The following is a 22,038-nucleotide window of genomic DNA, read 5'->3' as shown; positions in this document are numbered from 1 at the left end:
GAGGTGCACACCTCAATGTCTCACCACAGTATACATTATTAGCTGATATATATTCACACCCAACGTTAAATTTAGGTATCTCTAATTGTCGGCAGTATCTGATGCATTCGCTGTACTCATTGGAGTGTCGATTAACGTCATCGCATTTTTCTTTTACTTTCTCACAGAACAAATTTTAGCATCCCAAAATATCTAACAATCATTAATTGAACGGGGTTTTTATTTCACAGTTTTAAATGAAAAACTTGATGAAATGATTTGTCCATAGTCACCGATTATATTTAAAACCACTTTATGCTCAGCCCCATTTAGGGGATAGGCAACACCTGAAATATTATACTCCTTTTGAGAAAACGGAGATATCATTGACTTAATGTCGAGAACGGAGCCGTCTAATTTTGCGCTTTCAATAGTTAAGTGGTACGCTCCATCATTAATGATCCTTAGCATATTTTTTTTCCTATCTATATTGAAGCGCAACTTATTTATCGCCTCTTGATGCGTGTACATTAATCCTGTAGGACGATAAAAAATCTTCATTCTAGATCGTACGGCCACTTTAACCAAATTTGAACTTTTCTCATCAAGTACTTTTCTTGGAATATCAAGTACATTAATCCAAAAAATTGACTCTCTATCCTTTGGCAAGGGAATCCCTGTATAGATCAACTTAAATAATTGCCCTTGCTTCGCCTCTATTTTTGCCATAGGTGGTAGGATTGATATAGGTAAGAGATCCTCCCCCGGCTGCATCAGCAAATCACCGGCATCAATCCATGTCTGAACTAAACTGGCATAATTACCCTCATTAGTAATTCTAACTATTGCAGAGGCATCAGCCTCATTATATATAAAACGGGTGCCATGAATTTGTATGGCCGCACGTATATCTACGAAAAAGATATTCAATAAAAACAATATACCGACAAAAATCGTTTTTTTTATCACAACATTAACTCCTAGTATAGATTATGATTCAATTATGTGTGAGCGTTAGAGTTAGATGTATATTGGCAACCCCTGGCTTGATATCACCTCTCCTTATTGGAGTTATTCTTAAATTAATACTAGGTGATAATTCGTTTTCATTAACAACTATGCGCTCCCTCCTATTCGTTTCAATATCACTGAACGCTTGTCCATTGACCATATGTTCAACTTTGTAAGCAACCCCCTCCGCTGAATTTGTACTTTTCTCAACGTCAACAAGACCTCCAGGATTAATTATGGTCTGACTCGAAAAACTATATTCTATATTTCTGGCTGGCCCAGATTCGCACGATAACTTTATATTGATACTTTTTGAGATAGAAGCATTTTTAACTACCATTATGTCATTCACATTAAAGAGTCCAAGAGAAAAATCTTGGTCATTAACATGGCAAGGTGTTTTTTTTATCTTTAATTGAAAGCTATTTAGATGCGTAGTAACAATACTATCATGGTGATGAGAATGGTTAGACCATCTTGTGGCTGAAATTCTAGGAGGATTAATAAAACTTACATTATACTCCCCGACATCAATCGGTTTAGAATCCACAGGGAAATAATATACGTCAAGATTAACACTTCCAACACCTGATATACATTCATAGGGGCGGTCATGGTGATAGCGAACGCCCTTAAGAGGTACCGCAAAAGGTATTCTACCCCAGATAGCCCCTTGTGTTAAATGCTCCTTGGCACGCTGACTCCTCAATAGAATACCGTTAACATTTGTTGTAAAGTATGCGACGTTACCAACGTCACTTTGAGCACTTTGTGGACCGTCTATCGCTAATGAAAGCACCAACTGACTATTAAGATTACAGTGATAAGGTATAGTGAAACTGATATTACCAACTTTGCTTCCAGATGCAATATTCTGGAACACTTCAAATTTATTACTTGTTACTGTTGGCGTACCAAAGTTACATTTATAAGTTTTCCCTACATCTATCCCTGGACACTCTATAGAACGAGCTAGTCCCGAGAAAAAAAGGAAAATAACAACCGCATACCTTATTAAAGATCCATATTTAAAAATCAAGCTTTGCAACCTCAACTACATGGCACACTTACTGGCCGTTGATATTTATTGAGATGAATATTTTTTTTGGCATCCTCTATCTCAACGTTAGCAAGATGGCACCACTTAGCATCATCTAATTTTATTTTTAAATTTTTATCCTTGGCATTAATGTAAATCAACCCGCCTTGTGCAACTTGCGTAACTAAGTCATTGTTATGATTAAGTACTGAAGCACCAAAAGAAACTCTTTTATCAGTAATTTTTAGCAAAATAAAACGATTACGAGTTACTTTAAAATCACTAACAATAATTGCCCCCCGTCTAGGGGATATTATGCGATGTCCATTATCAACATCTATATCGTAATCAGTATCATCATGTTCAATACTAAGTGTATTATTCATATAGGGTGTGAGCTCATGAATAGCATTGCCATTATCATTGATTGCTACCTGTGCATTACCATTAACTAGCGCCCCCTCCGCGCCTTTGGCCGAAACTATAGCTATAGTTTCAGGATGGTCATGACTAAAGAATATTTCATTATTTGCCATAAGAACGGCCCCTTTAGCCGATAAATACTGTTTTTCATAATTATCGCCGTGACTTAGACCAAGTCCAAACTCATTAAGATTAGTTTTATGGTGTAAACTTGCCGCATAACTATAATGTGTCGGCCCGCTAATATTTCTCGATTCAGAAACATGGTATGAGTTCTGTTGTAGAGCCCCATAACTACCACTCAGGGATGTTTGCATACTCCCATATTCGTTATCCCCATTAGATATTGCGGTGCTAAGTCTGGTATAACCATTCATATCCAGCGGAAAGTCAACAGCAAGCATAAAACGGTTGTCATCTTGATTCTCTCGAGATTGACGAATTAACGATGTACTTATGCCCCCCCAAATGAGTTCGTGATTATATCCCACATGGTAGTTTTTGCTTGTTATATTGAGAACTGACCTTTGTACGCCGCCCATAAGAAACAGTCTACCATTCGGGGTTTCTTGGTTAAGAGATATCTCAAACCTATCTTTTTCTTCATGTCCACTATATGAGATATGCTTCTGAATGCGTGCATATTCTTGAAAACTCAGATACTCAGCGCTTAAACTTTTATTATAGCTTGTAGTTATATATGTTGAGCTGTCTGAAAAATGCTTGCTATAGGCGACTCTAACTTTATGACCTTGAAATATTTCACTGTGGTTACTACTCGATTTATTTGTTCGCGATAGAACAGACCCTATATTAAAATTACCTAATAGGGTATAGAATTTATTATCAATATCAGCACCAATATATCCATCTGAAATCAAGCCACCTGTTGATATATCAAAGCTCTCATTAACTCTAAACTTGTAGTTAGCTACCATAAAAAGGGGCTGGCTTGAGCTGCTACTGTTGTATTTACCGACCGATAATTCGTACAGAGACTCATCATTACCATCCATGGAAAAATTAGGAATAGTGGAACGCTTAACCACGCCATTAGCCTCTTCAATAACCATTTCTAATGGACCGTTTCTTTTTATATCATCTATATAAAAAACACCTGGGCTCACTATTGATTGGTGAACAACCCGACCATTATTTAACAGTTTGACATTAGCGCTGGTCTCAGCAAGACCAAACACTCTTGACTTGTTATCGATGTCATTCTGTGGGCGCATGGCAATATCACTGGCTACTTTTATTCCTAAAAATGAAAATCCACCAAGCAGAGAGGGGGAGGTACTTATTTCGCCTAAAAATAAACCAGAATGATATCGATCCAAGTCTGTTTTAAAATACATTGACTGCAATTCATATCTATCATCGCCATAAAAACCAGAATGCCTTATCTGCCAATTAGATAAATTGATGCCGGACTCAACATTAGCATTTATGTCAAATAGATGATCATTTGATGTACGAGCACTGACTACATTTGATGTATATTTAAAAAACGCACCTGCAACCCCAGTATCCCATTTAGCAGACTCTGGCCTGCTATTTGATATGTAGTTGTCAGGAATCTTCACATATCCAGTTAATGTTTTTAAGTTTACATCTACCTTGATGCCAGGAATTGCTTTAGAGATATCAATGCAATCATTAACTTCGTTCCCGCTAGTTTCTAAAGGTACCGCAAGCCCCCACAACTCCACACCTTTTCTGTCAAAACAGTAATAATCATTCCCATCACTGTTCTGATATACTAATTGTGATATAATCTTTTCCGTATTACTAAAGACATGCAACTCTATTAAGTAACCTCCTTGGGGTATTGAATAGGGAGATATGTATGAATCATTGACAGTGTTATTTCCAACCATAAATGATGTTTCAAACTCGCTAGCATAAACTCGATGATATTGGCTAAAAATTAAAATAGAGAGGATAAAATACTTCCTGCTGCATACAACCATGCAGGCCACCACATTTACAAACTTGAACAACATCTATACCAACTCTAAATAAACACCAACACACAATAACAGCCAAACATGACGAATTTGAAACACCAAGCCTAAGCGACTAGATTAACTTTTTCTTTGTTTGAATCTCAAATCACATAAAAGATGGCAATAGCACTGATCTATATACGGTTAAGGATAATCTATCTGGTAATTTATTGATGAATTTACGGCACCAACAGTTACTTTTTGTGCGTCAGGAACATAATAAGCAGCCTTAATATTTATAGTATTATTTCCGCTGCTAAGAGAATGCGTAAAATTGTTGAAATCGATTGCAGTTCCACTTGATTGCTGTAATTGCACATAGACACCAGCAGCACCATGAAGACCTGAATTATTAAGTAGCCCATTAACTACATCATGGACTTGCCCCCCAGCAGTAGAAAACTTAAACACAGGCGTCACATTATCTGGGCAGGATTCAATAACAATTGAGTGATTTTTTTGGCCAAAACTGCCTTTTGCATTAAGCTCGCCTCTCAATATGTTACGGAGTACAATATTCTTACTATCTTGTGTCACTTTACAGGATGCTTCATAAACCCGCCCAGTAATTTTTATTGTTCCCTCAGAAGCCATTGCTTGTGAAGCAAAAAAAACAAACATAAAAATACCGAATTTTGATTCTATAGCACGTCCATAGTTAAACTTCATAAGAATACCCCCTTGCAATTAGACAACAAAAATCATAAACGCTAAAATCACCACCATGCATCAAATGCATGCTGTGATTTATATGGCTTAATATCACACTCTATTATGGAAAATATATCTGTATGATTTGTGTTATGACTAAACATACAACTACCATGGTCATGCCCCACGACATGTTTATCGTGTTTTTTTTCGCCGACCAAGTAACAACCACTTAAAATCAAGAATAATAAAAAAATAACTATAGCAATTAACTTGTTGTTCATTTTTCTCCTGCCGATTATTTTGCTGTGTGAGCTGACCTATCTAATTAAGCCAGCTCACACCAAAAGCGATTATATCTTTTGCAATGCTTTGATCGCTTTCATCATGTCTGGCATAGCTGTTAACTCAGGTACACGTTGCATATATGTGATTACACCAATGTCATTCACTACAAAGACTCCACGAGACAGCAGACTCAATTCACGAATTTGAGTACCGGTACGCAGACCAAACTTGTGATCTACGTAGTCAGAGAGAAACTTCACCTTCGGTGAAATCTGCTCAGCGGCCACATATCGCGCCTGTGAGAAAGGTGTATCCGCGCTAACCACGGTCACGTCTACATTTTTGAAGTCATCCTTGTATTTATTAATCAACGCATCAAGCTCTTTGACTTGCACCTGGCAGACTGGTGTATCAAGAGATGGAACAACGACATAGACTTTCTTCTTGCCACTGCCGCCAGTCATGACCTCATCCAAATTTGGCGACCGTAATGCGACCATAGGGAATAGATCTCCTACCTTTAATGCCATCCCCTCCAAATGAAATGTCGCATCCTTATTGAAGGTGACCGTTTCCCCTTTCCCAAGAGCTTGGTGCTCTGAGCTAGTCGCATACTCGCCAGCGAGACTGGAACATGAAATACCAGAAAGTACAATAAAAGAAATTGCTTTCAACTTACTTAAAAATTGCATTTCTACCTCATGTATTATGCTGAAATGATAGATTTGATTTTTTCATAATCAGGCTCATTGGTCAGTTCGCCAACCAGCTGGTGATAAATCACCTTATTATCTTCATCAAGAATGAATACTGCTCGTGCGGATAATCCTACCAATGGCTCAGTGTTCAGATATGTGCCATAGTCATGCATGAAGCAATCGTTACGATACGTAGACAGCATGACTACATTATCAAGCCCTTCAGCACCGCAATAACGAGATTGTGCAAATGGGAGATCAGCAGACACACATAACACAACGCAATTTTCAATTGTTGCAGCAAATTGATTAAACTCTTTTACTGAACTAGCACATACAGGAGTATCGATGCTAGGAAATACACTGACGACTTTTTTCTTACCATCAAATGAGTTAAGGCTTACCTTCTCCAAGTTGCCATTAATCAGCTCAAAATCTTTTGCCTTCTCACCAATGGCTGGTGAAGAGCCGATTACGGAGATAGGATTGCCAAGAAATGTAATTTTTTTAGTACTCATGATGCTCATGTTTATATTTACCTTTTGGTTGGTCTTTATGAAGAAGCCGCAGAACTACAGTGATATATGCATCAACGCATCAACTTTTTTTGAATCACTGCAGAACACGGAGCACATATTACGACCACAGTTTAATTAATCAACTATAGTTTTATTTTTTTATGTAACGAACAGCAACTCACTTCAACGCGTTAAATAAATTAGTGCCAAGACTCCAAATTAGAATAAAAGCACAAAATCAACGATGCTAAATATAGAGTCAAAACTTTAATGACACAGCAGTAAGTACAAGCTCATGAAAAATAAGAGAAAAAAAAAAATAGCGAAAAACGTTTTCACGACAAGTGCTTACCCTTACTATTTGCATGTGATACTTATTGGTATCACACAAAAAAGCATTGAATAATTAATCGTTCGAGCAGTACTTTTTTTCAGAAAAAATTTGTTGCACTGCGTTACATTGTCGATTTTTTTTTGAACCTATAAGTCTGTTGATAGGACTTTTGTAGGGGTCAACCTATGGTGATTGCGTATTCCGGCGAAGTTGAACAGCCATTCCGGCCAACGTGCCCCCTGATCCTTAACGCGCTCACGTCATCCCGTTTCTAACGCAACTGTTCAGATTCGGTCAACTCACCTCTCCTCTTTCTCATCGATTCTCCCTTAAGTGACAGCCGGTGAGCGTTGTGCATCAGCCGGTCCAGGATCGCATCTACCAGTGTGTTGTCCCCTATGCTCGCATACCACTCTTCCGTCGGCAGCTGACTGAAGTATCCTGATTTTCACAGACAGTTCCGATTGTTACGATGAGACAATCGGGGATATTTAATGAAATCGAGAGAACACTACTCAGCAGAATTTCGGGCAGAGGCGGTTCGACTGGTGCTGGAGCAAGGCCTTGGCCAAGCTGAAGCCGCCAGAAGGTTGGGTATTGCCAAAGGCACGCTGAGCAACTGGGTGGTCGCAGCCAAAGGAGGAAAGGATATATCGGCCATTCCCGGAGCGCGTTCTGTCGCCGAGCTGGAGGCTGAAGTGGCCCGGCTACGCAAAGCTCTCGCACAAGCCAACATGGAGCGCGACATCATAAAAAAGGCCGCGTACTTTGCTCAGGAGTCACTGCCAAGTACGCGTGGATAGCCAACCAGCAGGACTTCTATCCCGTTTCCGTTATCTGTCGTGTGCTGGAGGTCTCTCATGCGGGCTTCTACCACTGGCGCCAGCGTCCACCGTCACAGCGCCAACAAGAAAATGAACGACTCAAGGTCGCCATTCGGGCTGCTCACAGCAAGACGCGCCAGACCTATGGCGCAGAGCGTTTACAAGCTGAGTTGGCCGCCGAAGGATTTTACGCCGGGCGGGACCGGATTGGGCGATTGCGCCGTGAAATGGGCTTGTCTTGCAAACAAAAGCGCAAATTCAAGGCGACAACCCATTCTTCTCATTCCCTGCCGGTGGCGGAGTGATGTCCGCCCGCCCAATAAATTACATTAATAGAAAACCGAGACACTCGACATGTCTCGGTTTTTTTACGTATCAGGATGCCTTTACTCAATCTACAGCATCAAGAGTCATAGCATTAATTACCGAACTCAGGCAACTCTAGCTCTGCCATTACTTACATCACTCCATGCTAAATGGACCATGCTATTAGCCTGATCATCGAGGCTATTGAGCAGGCCCATATCGCCCGCTTCAGGAGCAAAACTGCTCATAGCTTGGATCAATGTATCTACCGCCTGATGGGAAAGCGCGGTATAACTTCGCTCGCTGTCAGCCTGCTGCTCGCCAAGCCCGATGACCAGCTGGGCCCGGTTATCGGCGAAGTAGTTGCTGAAGGTGGCACTGCCCAGTTGCTCGAACTTGTCCTGCTCGCTCGTGCCGTCGGTGCGACGGTTGACCAGCAGCTGCAGATCGTAGCCGCTGCGCTTGAACCAGAGATCCCGCCAGCTGACATCGTTGAGGACGATGAAATCCTCCTTGCCGATGTCATGCACCAAGTTCTCTATCACTGTGCCACTGAACACGAAGCTGTCGATGCCGATACCACCACTGAACTGGTTCTGGTAACCGCCCAGCACCAGCAGATCATCGCCAGCGCCGCCATCTAGCTGGCTGAACTTGGCGACCTGATCGGCGCTCAACCGATCCCGGCCGTCCCCGCCCCGAATGGTGGCATGATAGCCCATCAGTTTGACCTGGTTGTTGCCATGTTCGGCCAGTAGACGGTTGTGATTGCCAAACACTGTGGCAAAGTCATCGCCTTCACCCAGCTGGATCTGGTTGTGGTGACCGATGGTCACCGTGAAGTCCTGATCGACACCAGCATCTATCTGGTTGTAGTTGCCGGAGGTTACCAGATAATCCTGGCCAGCCCCCCCTTCTACCATGCCCCCTTCCCCGAAGATGAAGGCCTGATCGTTGCCCTCACCCATGAAGGCGCGGTTGATACGACCGGCCAGCACGGCAACATCATCCCCCTGCCCGCCGAACATCATGCTCTCCCGTCCCATCATGACCCCAGTGTCCTGACCTGCGCCGCCGGTGAAGATGTTAGAGGTCCCAGTAGCGTAGAAGACATCGTCCCCACGCCCCCCCCAGAAGTTGTTGTTATCTCCGAGATACGCTCCGAGGTCTTTACCATCACCGCCCCAGTTAAAGTTGTAGTTTCCTAAGGAGAGATTGATGTCCCCATCACCTTGGAGATGTCCACTGTTACGAAGGAAGTCGAACGTTTTCTCTTTCATATTCAGCAGATCGGCAGTGAGATTCTGTTTGAGGTTTTCCACCAATGTCGCCATCTCTTTCTGCTTGTCTTGACTAAAGATGGTCGCAAACAAATTAGGTAAATTGAGTGAATTCAAACCAAAGGCTCGCTCTTGTGCCACCGCAGTGTTAGATGTGCTTGTATCATCAACTTTTTGTACACCTTTCCCACTGGCACCATTTACAGAGACAGAGGTGTTGTCATCTTTTTCTTCTGGCGCTTTCTCTTTCAGTCCATGTGTTTCGGCAAAAGACTTGATGCCATCCGCCCCCATGTCGATACCTGATTTCAGGTTATCCAACAACTTGGTGGGATCGACAAAGGCTTGCAGTTGGTCACCACTGAACTCTCCAATGACTTCCAGCATCTCTTTGATAATGGCAACCCCATCGACTGCTTCACCGTTACGAGCAACAAGGTGACCTGACGTGGAGTAATCAACGCCAAAAATGTCTGCCAGTGTCGTCTCTGCGCCCACTCCGGCCAATTGACCAAGTAGCTTGTTCTTAAGCTGGCGCGGTAGATCTTGCGGCGTATAAGTAAAGGTTGTTTTCGCCTGCCCCGTTGCCGAGAACTGCTGCGTCATGAGACCAAATAATGAACCCAGATTGGTATCCAAAATCGACTGAATGTTATCACCGAACATAAAATTCCAGTTTCCAGTCGTGACTTGGATATCGGCCCCTTGGCCGCCCACAGCAAAGTTAAACGCAAGCTTTTCATTTGCTTGACGAAGCTTATCGGCACGGCTGCGTTTGCTGGTATCACTATTGCCATTGCTGCTTAACCACTGATTGTATTGCTTATTGAGCGTCGCTTCCGCATCGTGCTTCAAACCACGGCTACTACGTTCATTCTGCGAATCCAGTTCAACCAAGTTGGTGTAATCAACACTGCTGCTCTGATCCAATCCAGACATATCTTTGACGAATTTCTTCGCACCAGACAGTGTCCACTGCTTTTCTTGAGCAGCAAGCCAATCTTGACCTTTACCCGAGGTTGCAATGCTTTGTAGCACACCAGAAATACGCGCAGCACCGTCGAACGGATTGACCAATGGCGGTGTCGGAATCGACTTGTCCATCATCACAATCAGGTCATTACTTCGGCCAAGGTTAAAGCTCACGTTGCGATTACCGATGAATATCTGGGCACCTTCCAGTGCCTGATAGCCACCGATATCGAAACTGTGTTTGCTATCTCCGTTGCCGATGTGAACCATGACATTGTTGTCACCAAAGGCCAGTGACTTAAAGCCGCCCGTGCCGACTTTGATACCCACGTTCGATGTCCCCCAGTTCACCGCCGTAAACTCACCGTCACCGACATTGACTTGGATATTACCTGAGTAGCTAAGTTTAGTTTTGCTTGCTGACGAAAACGAAGTCTCTGTCTGCGTCTGCGTTTTACGTTTTTCGGGCGCGACAAATGCCTCGCTATTGTCACCGATAGCACCACGAGCTGGCTCGTCAACATCGCTGACACCAATACGAGATAGGTCGATTTCGCTTTCCGCAATGCCATTGCGGATACGTACATCCTTGGCGACGACTTCGCCTTTCTCGTTCCAGCTTAGCGAAACTTTGTTAGTTTCAACCTTTTGCACCCAATGACCGTCCACGTCTACGGTGTGTTTACGGCCTGTGGTATCAACCGCAACCTCAGAGCTACGTACCGAGACATCGACACGAAGCCCATTTGAGGCCATAGCATTGATGAACTGATGACCAAAACCTTTTTGCTTGTCATCGCTCACCAAAGAACAACCGACAATGCTGACATAGTCTGGCTTACTGCTGATATTTTCCGCTTGGTTAAACGTCTGCTGGAACTTCGCTAACTTCACTGCAAGTTCATCGGCACTGTAGCCACTTAAGCGCGTGTTGTTGTGCTCTGAGTGATCGCGGCCATGCCCTACCAACTGCCAACGCAATTTCCCATCCAATTTCGAAGGCTCACCGTACACCACGCGATAGTTGCCATCAGAATCTAGCTGAACAACCACGCTATGCTCCGGATGCTTGCCTGCTAGGTTGGCAGCTGCTTTTGCAACTATATCGTCATTTTCCATTTGAACGATCACTTGGCCATCAAAACGTGTTTCACTACCATCAGCCTGCGATGTAACCGTGATTTTCCTCCAAGACTGAACATCCTGGTTTTTTACATAGTTGCCATTTAGTTTGTCCAGTTTCTGTTTAACCAAATACTGCAGACTTTTTTCAAACATCGCGGCATCAGCCTGATGATTTTTTAGATGTTCATTTGATTTGAAATCAATTGCGCTTTCGAAATCAATTGGCCAAAAGCGTTTATTTTCAGCATCATACATCACATTCCCGAGGTGCAGATCACGATGATAAATATTTGCATCACTAAGATCTGAAACCATTTTAAGGAACAGTTCTTTTGCGTTATCAGGCATCTTTTCAGTTGATAAGTCAGCAACAGGGATCCCCGGTACCTTAAGCATTTTAAGAAAGACATCACCATTACCATCTTGGTAAACTTGTGAACTTTCCTCACCGTAAAATTGGTTAAAGAACTTAGATTCAACTTTTGCCGCCTCATATCCCTGACCAACATCCTTGATTAACACACTGGCATCGTTTGGATCACGAATCACCAACCCAAAAGAGCCCGACGCGACTAAGATACCTTGCTTCTGATACTCCAATTTACGGCGCTCTAGTGGTGTAATAGAAGTATCAATATTCAGATTCAGCATCAAACCCGGGCGACGTTTTGGCCCAAGCCCTTGAAGCCCATCTTCAGTACGACTCAATCTATCTAGACTCGCCTGGTGTAGATCCTTAAATAGCGTTTTTAGTTCATCGAAAGACTGATGAACTTCCACTTTTTTGTCCTTCGGGTTGTAGAGGAAGGTTTTAATCTGGCTGTAGGCAAAATACTGGCCAGTCCAAGGGTCAATGATTTTTGCAGCATCCGATGTTCCACCAACTCGGACAAACACATGATCATCACCATCACCTGCATTTTTCAGTTTCAGAATTTCAACTTCGCCTTGGAAATTATACTTATTCATAATGAGATGAGCCGCATATAGCGCACGATCACCACAGTTGCCCACGTTATAGTTCTTTAGTGCTTCAAAGTAACGAGCCATGTCATGTGGGAAATACATACTTCTAATATTATTGATATTAGTCAGCGTCTGCTTCCATTCTGCTTTTACACGCCTACTGTCTGACTCAAACTTCTTTGGATCATAGAAATTTGTCCGACTCATAACAGTAGAGGATTTATTCAAGACTCGAATAACTTCATCCAATATCTCAGAAGGCTGTAATGTGTCAATTGTATGTACAATCTTACTGCCTTGTTCACCGCCTAACGCTTCAAGTTGACTATTAGCATTAGTCAGTTTGCCCCCCTCCCCCTGTTCTGTCGGTATGCGCTGTACATCAGCTTGTTCCTCTTCAGAAGGTTCATTGTTATTTATAACAGCGCCTTTCAATTCAGAGTCTTTGTCTAAATAGTTAAGCTCACCGCTGAATTTTCTCGCTAGCGTTTCTCTTGCATCAATAAAGTCATGCGATAACTTACGCTTTGCCGTGAATAGTGGCTCATCTAACCCTATATTCCACTTGTCATTCTGTGATGCCCGATAACTTACATTAATAGCGACCTGTTGAAAGTTTGAAAACTCCTGCAGATTACGGATAACTACAGCACCCTGCTCATTCACATTAAAGTAAGTCTGGATTGAACCTTTCCCTTCACCCAAACCGCCCTCCATAAAGAAGTGCTTTGGCACAAAGAATGTCGCCGGGAAATTATCAGCCATTACCGCATAAGGATTCGCATCATCAGCACCATGATGAACCATTTCTAAACCGTTTGTTCTGCCCAAACTGGTATTGATCACATCCTTAAGCTTTTTCAAACGTTCACTCACAACGCCAAGACTTGCTCCATCCTTCTTGTTGTAAAGTTCTTCGCTATCATATAAATCTTTATTCTTAGGAGTTAGATCTTCGTATGTGACAGATTCTTTCCACTGTTCCCAAGTTACTGGCGACTTAACTTTGTCTTGTGGCCCCAAGTCAGCATAAGAATGCATGACGGTTAGCAAGTCATAGTCTGCTGTCATTGGCAGCTTCGAGACAGGATCACCAATTACTTTAAACGGTGCCAACTTGCCATCCTTTATATAATGAACCTGCCACAGCTCTTTGCCGTCAACAGTCACTTTATTCAGGAAGAAAGGTACGGTTTGATCACCATTGGTCGCGGTTGTTTTATACATACCGCTCGCTGCATCCAACTCTAAAGGAGTCAATGAATGATATTTTGAAACCAACTCATCAACTCGAGTCTGATTGACATATAGATCAGCAGCTACCGCATTACCAGTCACAATGGATTGTTCGGCATAACCGTTAAATTTTTCGAGCTCTCTTCTTGCCGAAGCTTTGGCAAATGACTGTTCAACTGGTATAAAACCAGACATAGGTCCCCAATCAGAGCTCTTCGCTTTCACGAACAAACCCTTACTGCTGTACATCTTAGACTCGATCAATGACTTGGACTTTTCATCAATAGGTCGAACCCCGATTATCACATTTTCGCGTTCAGCGACCTCCGCCAATATTTTTTGATCGACCTCAGGCATGCCCAGCTCGATAGTTTCTGGTTGCAAAATAGGTGCTAGAATTAGATCACGGGATTGATATTTTTCCTGTACTTTTAGATCAAAGATCTTGTTTTCAACATTTTTCAACAAACCGTTCATCACACCAGAATGAGGCTTCAATATGTCATTGATATCTGCACTATCAAAAGACGACTTGACATCTTCATGTAAAGTGGCCTTTTCTTTATCGCCCGGGGGCGTGCCATCATGTTCAATAGCGGCGTTTTGTTTCTGCTTCTCGTTGCCTGACAAGACATCAAAAACACCCGTTATTTGGTGGCTCTGCTTTTTCGCCGTAATTTCAAGCTGAGCTTCTTGTAGCGCCTGACCGAAGTTAAATAACTCTGTCGGCGTCCAAACACCAAACTTTGGTCGCCATGTGTGACCAATGAGTTTATCAGCCCCACCGGCTTTCAACACTTTAGCAACCATGCTTGAGCAGTTTTTGGTGAGCAACTGATAACGCGCATCAGGATCGTTGCTTAGACGATTCCATTCTGCTTGCATCGCCGCGACATCAAGGCCTTCAAGATTGATGCGGAACACTCGACCTTCATCGGCTTGGCTTGCTTTGAAGGTTTCTATCTCTTCAAGTTCTCTTTCTGCAAACTGGCGAGCTACATTACCGATGCGTTTTTCTACAAGTGCCGGATCGCCACTTTTTTGAGCTTGATTCCTCAGTTCTTCAGCAAAGCGGTTTGCTACGTCGATCATGTCGTAACTGGTGTCATTCCACTGGTCGACGAATCGTTGGAAAATATGTGCAGGGATGCCTGTCGCTTCAAGCATATTTGGGTTGCCCAGTAGCATAGTCGCCCAACTTTCAGACGCGTCTTTGAATGCGGGGTCAATACCTTTCGCAACATTGAGCTTCTCTATGAAACGTTTCAGTTTGCTCTCGCCATCATGCAAACCAAAGCCATCGTTTTCTTCTGATGCTACATCATGCACAAGTGTGTCATTTTGATGCGCAGGTTGACTGAAGTCGCTCCAACGCAACTTAAGATCAGGCTGATCTTCTGTCGCCACATTCAAGAAGTCTCTGATATCGGGGGACTTGCTGCCTAATGGCCACCAACTTACGTAGTGGCGCTTGTTAAAATCTACCGCGGCTTGACCTTCTAGTTGCGTGCGTCCTTGGCCAATTTGCAATGCGGCATGACCTAACTTGCTGTGAGCACTTGGCTTCCATAGGTACAGGGTGGCGCTGACCGGCGACAAGTGCTGTTCAATGGCTTGATGAACTTTGTTTAACCCTGCGATATCAATGCCTTTTCCATCTTTGGCAAGGTCGTTGGCAGAAAGTCCAGCAAAGATGGTATCGGCAACAGTTTGCCCATACTCGCTACTCACCGCTGACTTCACTTTTTCAAGCACGGCCTCGCTGCCGCCTAGCTGATCGACATTGCCAAGATTCCCTTTTCCTTTTGTAACAAAGTCGCCATTTCCATCCAGGTAGAGATGTTTAGTCTCTTTCACATGGGCATTTTCAAGTTGGTCATACAGACGGCTAAAGCTATCGTGAGCTTTGATCTTTTGCTCAGCGTCCGTAAGAACAGATACTTCCTCTAAACGCGTATTCACCTGATTTAACAGTGAACGCATCGCTCCAAGGCGACCAGAATCCGGATGACCCAATACATAGCCTTCAATCTGTTTACGCAGGTTGACGAGTTTTTCCACTGACCCCAGTTCGTAGTCGGCATGCTCAACAATATGAGTGTTGTACTCAATCAGAGCGTCAATGACTTGTTGATAACTTTCACCTCGGATCTTTCCTGTCACATGAGCTGCATCAAGCAGTTCATTAACGGACATGAGCTCCACTTTGGCATTGGAATGCCAAGTACCGTCTACTTTCTGCGCCACATTACGCGTGCGGCCTTCATGGTGTGAGATAATCTTGTTATCCACCAAGAAGAGCTCATCTGGCATTTGTTCAAAGCTATCGAAATTGGCCAAAATGAAACGCTCAATGGTTTTTTGTTGAGCAGCATCTTCCGGATTATCAAGAATAATGGTTTTGCTCTTGTCATCGGTCCCTGGCCATGCTCGCACTTCGAAGCTTATATACCCTTCTTGCACCAATTCTTTCACCAATAGATTTCGTTCGGTACGAAGTGTGTAGAACGGCAACGCGTCTTCAGCGCGCGGGGCCACCAACGATTCGGTCGCATAATGGGATGCATCACCAAGCCCTTCTAGGTTCACCCCTGAAATGCGGATCTCTTTTCGAACCACATCCTGAGACGTCGTCGTTGGCACCACAATACTGTCGGTGTTTGTTTCGGTGAACATTGAGGTGATTGTGCTACCGCTGTTCTTACCGCGAATACCTGCGTTAATTTGCAGACGATTAACAGCGTTTGTCGCACCTTCTAGCGCTGCTTGCTCTTGCTCAGTTAAGCCTTCGCTAAATCGGCCATCAGCATTGGCCTGACGGTCGGCACTGACATGGCTACCCGTTTTAGCTGCACATTCAACACTGTGTGCTTGACCAGAAAGGCCACTACCCGTCACACCTTGACGATCAGGGCGATAGCCTTCGCTCTGCTTAGCCCCTTGTGCATTTTTTTTTGCTTGATTGGCTTTGCTTTGAGCAGTTTGTACATCACGGTCACCTCGTGATTGTGCGTCATTTACCGCATTGTGCGCATCGGATTTGGCGTGTTTTGCGTTGTTACTTTTTGCCAAAGCATCGGCTTTACGTTTTGCAGCATCGACTTTAGCATCCGCAATATCTTGCTCTGCTCCAGTACGATTCTGTTCACCTTTCGCAACAGCAGCTTCGGATTGCGCAACCGACGCTTTGACTTGGCTGTTATTGTCCGCTCGTGTCTGCTTCACAGCAGCAATCTGTTCGCCAGAAACCTGTTTTGCGTTATCCAGTTGAGCTTGCACACCGTCAAGCAGGCCGCTGGCAAAATCGTTGCGCCATTGGTTGCTCGATGCACTGGTATGTGTTGCTTGGTCATCGAGCACATCGAGACCCTGCGCCAGCTTAGTCAACTCAGCCGTGACGGCTTCTGATTCTTCTTTCACCGCATCACGCTGTGCTTGACCATTGTGTGCTAGGGCTTGTTGATCGGTCGCTTCCAACTGGCTTTGCGAACCCGCGACAGCATCGAGCTGTTTCTGTTTTTCTTGTTCTAGCCGTTGACGATCCGCTTCTGCGCGTTCTTTATCGGACAGAGCATTCTGCGCCGCTTGGTTTTGTGTCGCGTGCTCACTTACTGCATTGGCTTGTTGTGATGTTTCTGATTTCGCCACCACGTTATCTAGGATGTAGCCCAGCCCATCATTGTGGCCTGTGCCTTTGAATTCGATACGGTTACTGCCGGCATGCGCGGTCAGTTTTAAGGTTTTTTGCTGCCAAACAGATTCGTCACCCGACGATGAGAAGACCACTTCGCCGTTCCAAAGAACTTCGATACCTTCGTTATTAGAGAGGCCAGCGCGTTTTGCAAAATCAAAGCTCACCGCAATGACTTCACCTTGCGTTAGATTAGTCAGATCTTGATAGAGGCTGGTGTTGGTATAAGTATCGAGCTCGGTCACACGTGCGCCGTGACCTTCACCCTCTACGCCATACGCACTGCCTGCATGGGAGGCTTCAACCCCATGGGTAGATTGCCAGCCGTGTTCGCTCTGCTCAAAATCACCATTCACAATCAGATTCGGAGCTTGCACGGAAGAATCATCAACATTGAGCACATGTTGCATCTTGTTGAGATCAGGAGTATCGACCTTAGTCACGCTGCCCGTGAGACTATCACCTAGGTCAGAGCCAGCCCCCTCATTGAAATCCATTTGGAAACCACCCAGTTTGGTGATTTCAGGCGTTGCAATCGCACCACGACCTTTATGCGTACCAGATGAGGAGGCTTCATCGCCTTGGACTAGGTAGTTGATGGCTTGGCTGCCACCGACACCAAGTACGGTTTGTTTGATGTTATCAAACAAGGCAGAGAGCTTGTTGCTGCTGGTATTGCTCGATGCCACCGCCAAACTGTAGAAATCGCCGTTACCGACTTTGATGGCGACGTTGTTTTGTGCGTAGGAGGTATTGATGTTGAGGCCGTCCCCAACGTGAATATTAGCGTTAGCTTTGCCCTTCATCACGGCGACATTGAGCCCATCACCCACTTTCGTGTTGATGTTATATTTGCCCCAAGCGACGTTGACGGATACCCCATCACCGACTTTGGTGTTGATATTGGCATCACCATAGGCGGCGGTAACACTCAAGCCATCTCCGACGGTGGTGGTGATATTGGCTTTGCCTTTTGCGGCGGTCACCTGCATACCATCACCCACTTTGGTAACTATATTGCCTTTACTCCACAGTGCGTTGAAACTGTCACCATTGCCCACTTGAGTGACAATGTTAGCGTCACCTTTGGCTAGCACTACGTTACGGCCATTACCCACTTTGGTAATGACATTGGCTTTACCCCAAGCTCCCGTGTAGTCATCACCATTGCCGACATGAGTAATGATGTTGGCTTGGCCTTGCACAACCGAGACTTCTTGACCATCGCCCACTTTAGTGATGACGTTGACTTCGCCTTTGGCGAAGTTGTAACGATCCCCATCACCGACGTGAGTCAACACATTGGCTTTACCCCAAGCGACATTAACACCCAAACCATCACCGACTTTGGTAATGATGTTGGCCTTACCTTTAGCAATACCAATGGTGGTGCCATCACCAACGTGTGTCATCACGTTGCCGACATCCGAGATCAATAAGCCTACTGTTGTGCCTTCACCTACTTTGGTTAGGATATTGCCTTTACCCGCCAATACAGCTGCGGTAGTGGCATCACCGACATGAGTCACGACGTTGGCTTTCGCCGCGACCACCACCCCCATAAAATCATCACCCACTTTAGTGACGATATTGGCTTCGCCCAGCGCTAAGACACCGGTCAAACCATCGCCGACATGGGTCATGATGTTGGCTTTACCGAACATAGCCGCTAGCGTTGTGCCGTTACCTACTTTGGTCATCACGTTCACTTCACCAGCGAACAGCCCTAGGCTGGTGCCATCGCCGACATGGGTCATGATGTTCGCTTTGCCGACCATCAGCGCCGCCGTGAGATCATTGCCCACTTTGGTCATGATGTTGGCTTGGCCGATCATCGCCGCAAACGTATTGCCATTACCGACATGGGTAAAGATGTTGGCGTTCCCCACCATAGCCGCGAGTGTCGTTCCATTACCGACTTTTGTCGCGACGTTACCTTTGGCTAACATCAGCGCCACCGACATGCCATCGCCAATGTGAGTAAAGACGTTAGCTTCTGCCACCATTAACGCGAGAGCATCACCGTTGCCCACTTTGGTAAAGACGTTACCTAAGCCCCCCATCAGGGCCCAAGCATTACCTTCACCCACATGGGTAAAGATGTTGCCGGCGCCAATCATGGCTGCAATCGAAGTTCCATCGCCCACTTTAGTGAAGATGTTGCCTGCGGCGCCCATTACGCCAAGGGTTTGGCCATCGCCAACATGAGTTAGCACGTTGCCAACGCCAAGCATAATGCCAGTCGTGTCACCATTCCCGACTTTCGTTAGGATATTCGCACCACCAACCATTACACCCGTCGTGCTGCCATCACCGACATGGGTGAGTACGTTCGCACCACCGCCCATCACAGCAAGGGTATTGCCTTTGCCTTTTTTGGTGAGAATATTTGCGCCGCCGAGTGCCACTGTCGTGGTATTCGATAATTGTTCATCACTGCTGATATGGGTAATCACATTCGCGCCACCAAGCATACCCGCAGTGACGTCACCATCACCCATTTTAGTCAGTACGTTTACGCCACCAACCAGTACCGAAGTGACATCCCCTTGACCCACTTGTGTCATGACATTGAAGCCACCAGCAGCAAGCCACAAGCCCTTACCTGAACCGATTTGGGTATGAGTGTTGTAACCGCCCAGCATGACCACTTGACTGTCACCACGGCCCTGCTGTATTGAGATGTTGCCATAGGCCAGCAGACGGACTAGGTACTCACCGTCACCACTACGCACCAGCACGTTGGCCACGCCGGCGGCATAGACATCCATCCGTCCCTGGGTGCCCTGGTGAACCAGTACGTTGGCTAGGCCAGCCCCACGGAACACCAGATCACCACGCTGGCCGCGCTTGATCAGCACGTTGGCCGCACCGGCACCATTGAAATGGATGTTGCCCTCTGTCGCGTCTGATTCGATGACGTTACCGCCACCGGCACCGTCAAAGAAGATATCGCCCTTGCTCTTGCCGCCGCTTTGCTGATGGGGCAGCAACAGCTGGCTGGAGAACTCGCGAGTAGCCGGCAACCGGTCCGACACAGCCGTGACAGTATCAAGCTGATAGTGCACCTCGCTCAGGGAATAGCCCCCCGGGAACATGGCACTGAAACCCGTCTGCTCCGAGATGACCTGATCGGCCAGGCTGGCGATGTGATCGCCCTCCTTGTACCAGGCCCTGGACAGGTACTTGAGCGCACCGGTTTCCCTGTCGTTGGCCAGCTCCACCACCACGATCTTGGTGTAGGGGTCAAACTGCTTGGCAAACACATAGGTGTTGGCCTGCGCCCGGGATTTCACCGCTCTGACAGCAACCTTGGTGCCATCTTCATAGATGGCATGACCACTCATGTTGGCCGTGGAGAGGGTGACATCGGCGGCGGCCACGCTCACGCCACCGCCGTAGTTGATCCAGCTGTTTTCGGTCAGTTCCGCTTCCACCGCCTGCAGTGTGATGCGCTGACGCCGTTCAAACACCAGATCCGTCAGGCGATAAGCGCCGTCGGTACGGGTCGAGGTAAATCCTTGCTGTTCATTGATCTGACGACTGGCCAGGCTAGCGAGGTGATCGCCCTCCTTGTACCAGGAGGTGGAGAGATAGCGCAGGGGACCCTGCTCGCCCTCGTGGAAGAGTTCGACCCGGTTTATCTTGGTGTGCATGCCATCGAAGAAGGCAAACAGGTAGGTATTGGGTTGCTGGGTCGACTTGATGGCCGTGACCGTCTGGGGCTTTTTAATCCAGCTGCCGCCCATCGTGGCCGTAGTCAACGCTACCTCATCAGCACTAGCACCAACAAAGGGCGAGCTATCGCTGCCAAAGCCCTTGCGGGAAAGGTGGTTGTACCCCCCGGCCCCCTTGAAGTGAATGTTGCCCTCGGCCACATCGGACTGCAGCCGGTTGTACCCCCCGGCGCCGTTGAAACGGATATCGCCACGGGTCTGCAGATAGGCATCATCCTCATGACGCAGACGGGAAATTTCATTCCAGCCACCAGCGCCGTTGAAGGTGACGTCCCCCTCGAGTCCCTTGCGGAACACTTTGTTGTAGGCGCCGGCCCCGTTCAGGGATATATTGCCGGATTCCACCTGGGAGCTGATGAGGTTGGCCGCGCCGGCGCCATAGAAGCTGATGTTGCCATGCGACCCCTGATACTGGCTGTGCCAAGTACGATCTATCTTATTAGCCGCACCGGCACCACTGAAGGTCAGATCGCCCCTGTCGGTCTGATGCCAGAGCTTGTTGTAACCCCCGACCCCCTCGAAGCTGACGTTGCCACTAATCCCCTTGCGGGTCAGGATGTTGGCAAGAGCCCCCCCCTGATAGCGGATGTCGCCGTCGCGCCCCAGGTGCTCGATGTTAGTCGCGCCGCTAGCGCCGGCAAAATGGATATTACCTGACTCAGACTTGCTGATGTCGGCATAGCCCGCCGCCCCCTTGACAGTAAGGTTACCGCAGTCATCAATTACATTCATATAACCAGCCCCGCCATAGACAGAGTCATGGCCAGAGCCGGTATAGATTTTGACCCCAATGGCGCCAACCCGGATGGTGTCGTCACCCCCATAGGCCTTCACGACACCACCGGCACCATAGGCATCTATATCATCATCTCCGTTATCTCCCCAATAGTGCCCGGTAACGGCGAAACCTACACTCTTACAAAAAGTGACAAAAGAACCCATGAATTAACT

General features: G+C 45.9%; 8 protein-coding genes and 2 pseudogenes. 1 reads left to right on the top strand and 9 read right to left on the bottom strand.

Features of this window, described 5'->3' with window-relative positions; genetic code table 11:
• Positions 1–219: 219 nt before the first annotated feature.
• The 8 genes and pseudogenes from AAHA39_RS01765 to AAHA39_RS01730 form a co-directional block, all read right to left on the bottom strand.
• On the bottom strand, positions 220–948 hold the full coding sequence (locus tag AAHA39_RS01765) for a fimbrial biogenesis chaperone (protein WP_320657230.1): 729 nt from the start codon (positions 946–948) through the stop codon (positions 220–222).
• Between the two features lie 28 nt (positions 949–976).
• Positions 977–2,038 carry a fimbrial protein gene (locus tag AAHA39_RS01760; RefSeq protein WP_320657231.1) on the bottom strand — a complete coding sequence of 354 codons (1,062 nt, stop codon included), beginning with the start codon at positions 2,036–2,038 and terminating at the stop codon, positions 977–979.
• A gap of 2 nt (positions 2,039–2,040) precedes the next feature.
• On the bottom strand, positions 2,041–4,458 hold the full coding sequence (locus AAHA39_RS01755; protein ID WP_320657232.1) for a fimbria/pilus outer membrane usher protein: 2,418 nt from the start codon (positions 4,456–4,458) through the stop codon (positions 2,041–2,043).
• A 147-nt stretch (positions 4,459–4,605) separates the two neighbouring features.
• The gene (locus AAHA39_RS01750) at positions 4,606–5,130 is read right to left on the bottom strand and encodes a fimbrial protein (RefSeq protein WP_320657233.1); all 525 of its coding nucleotides are present in this window, start codon (positions 5,128–5,130) and stop codon (positions 4,606–4,608) included.
• A gap of 47 nt (positions 5,131–5,177) precedes the next feature.
• Positions 5,178–5,396, bottom strand: a complete 219-nt coding sequence (locus AAHA39_RS01745) for a hypothetical protein (protein WP_320657234.1) — start codon at positions 5,394–5,396, stop codon at positions 5,178–5,180.
• A 69-nt stretch (positions 5,397–5,465) separates the two neighbouring features.
• Positions 5,466–6,092 carry a peroxiredoxin gene (locus tag AAHA39_RS01740; RefSeq protein WP_320657235.1) on the bottom strand — a complete coding sequence of 209 codons (627 nt, stop codon included), beginning with the start codon at positions 6,090–6,092 and terminating at the stop codon, positions 5,466–5,468.
• Between the two features lie 14 nt (positions 6,093–6,106).
• Positions 6,107–6,625: a thiol peroxidase gene (tpx, locus tag AAHA39_RS01735; RefSeq protein WP_320657236.1), complete on the bottom strand. Its 519-nt coding sequence runs from the start codon at positions 6,623–6,625 to the stop codon at positions 6,107–6,109.
• 596 nt (positions 6,626–7,221) lie between these two features.
• Positions 7,222–7,383: pseudogene (locus AAHA39_RS01730) on the bottom strand (ATP-binding protein); the annotation flags it as partial.
• 61 nt (positions 7,384–7,444) lie between these two features.
• On the opposite strand from AAHA39_RS01730, the pseudogene AAHA39_RS01725 reads away from it, so the two are divergent.
• Positions 7,445–8,076, top strand: a pseudogene (locus tag AAHA39_RS01725) (IS3 family transposase); the annotation flags it as partial.
• A 129-nt stretch (positions 8,077–8,205) separates the two neighbouring features.
• Here AAHA39_RS01725 and rtxA read toward each other — a convergent pair.
• Positions 8,206–22,029 carry an MARTX multifunctional-autoprocessing repeats-in-toxin holotoxin RtxA gene (rtxA, locus tag AAHA39_RS01720; RefSeq protein ID WP_320657237.1) on the bottom strand — a complete coding sequence of 4,608 codons (13,824 nt, stop codon included), beginning with the start codon at positions 22,027–22,029 and terminating at the stop codon, positions 8,206–8,208.
• Between the last annotated feature and the right edge of the window lie 9 nt (positions 22,030–22,038).

Source organism: Aeromonas sp. SE22 (assembly GCF_038739755.1).
Lineage (GTDB): Bacteria > Pseudomonadota > Gammaproteobacteria > Enterobacterales > Aeromonadaceae > Aeromonas > Aeromonas jandaei.
The sequence above is the reverse complement of the archived record's forward strand: the minus strand, read 5'-3'. Positions and strand labels throughout refer to the sequence as shown.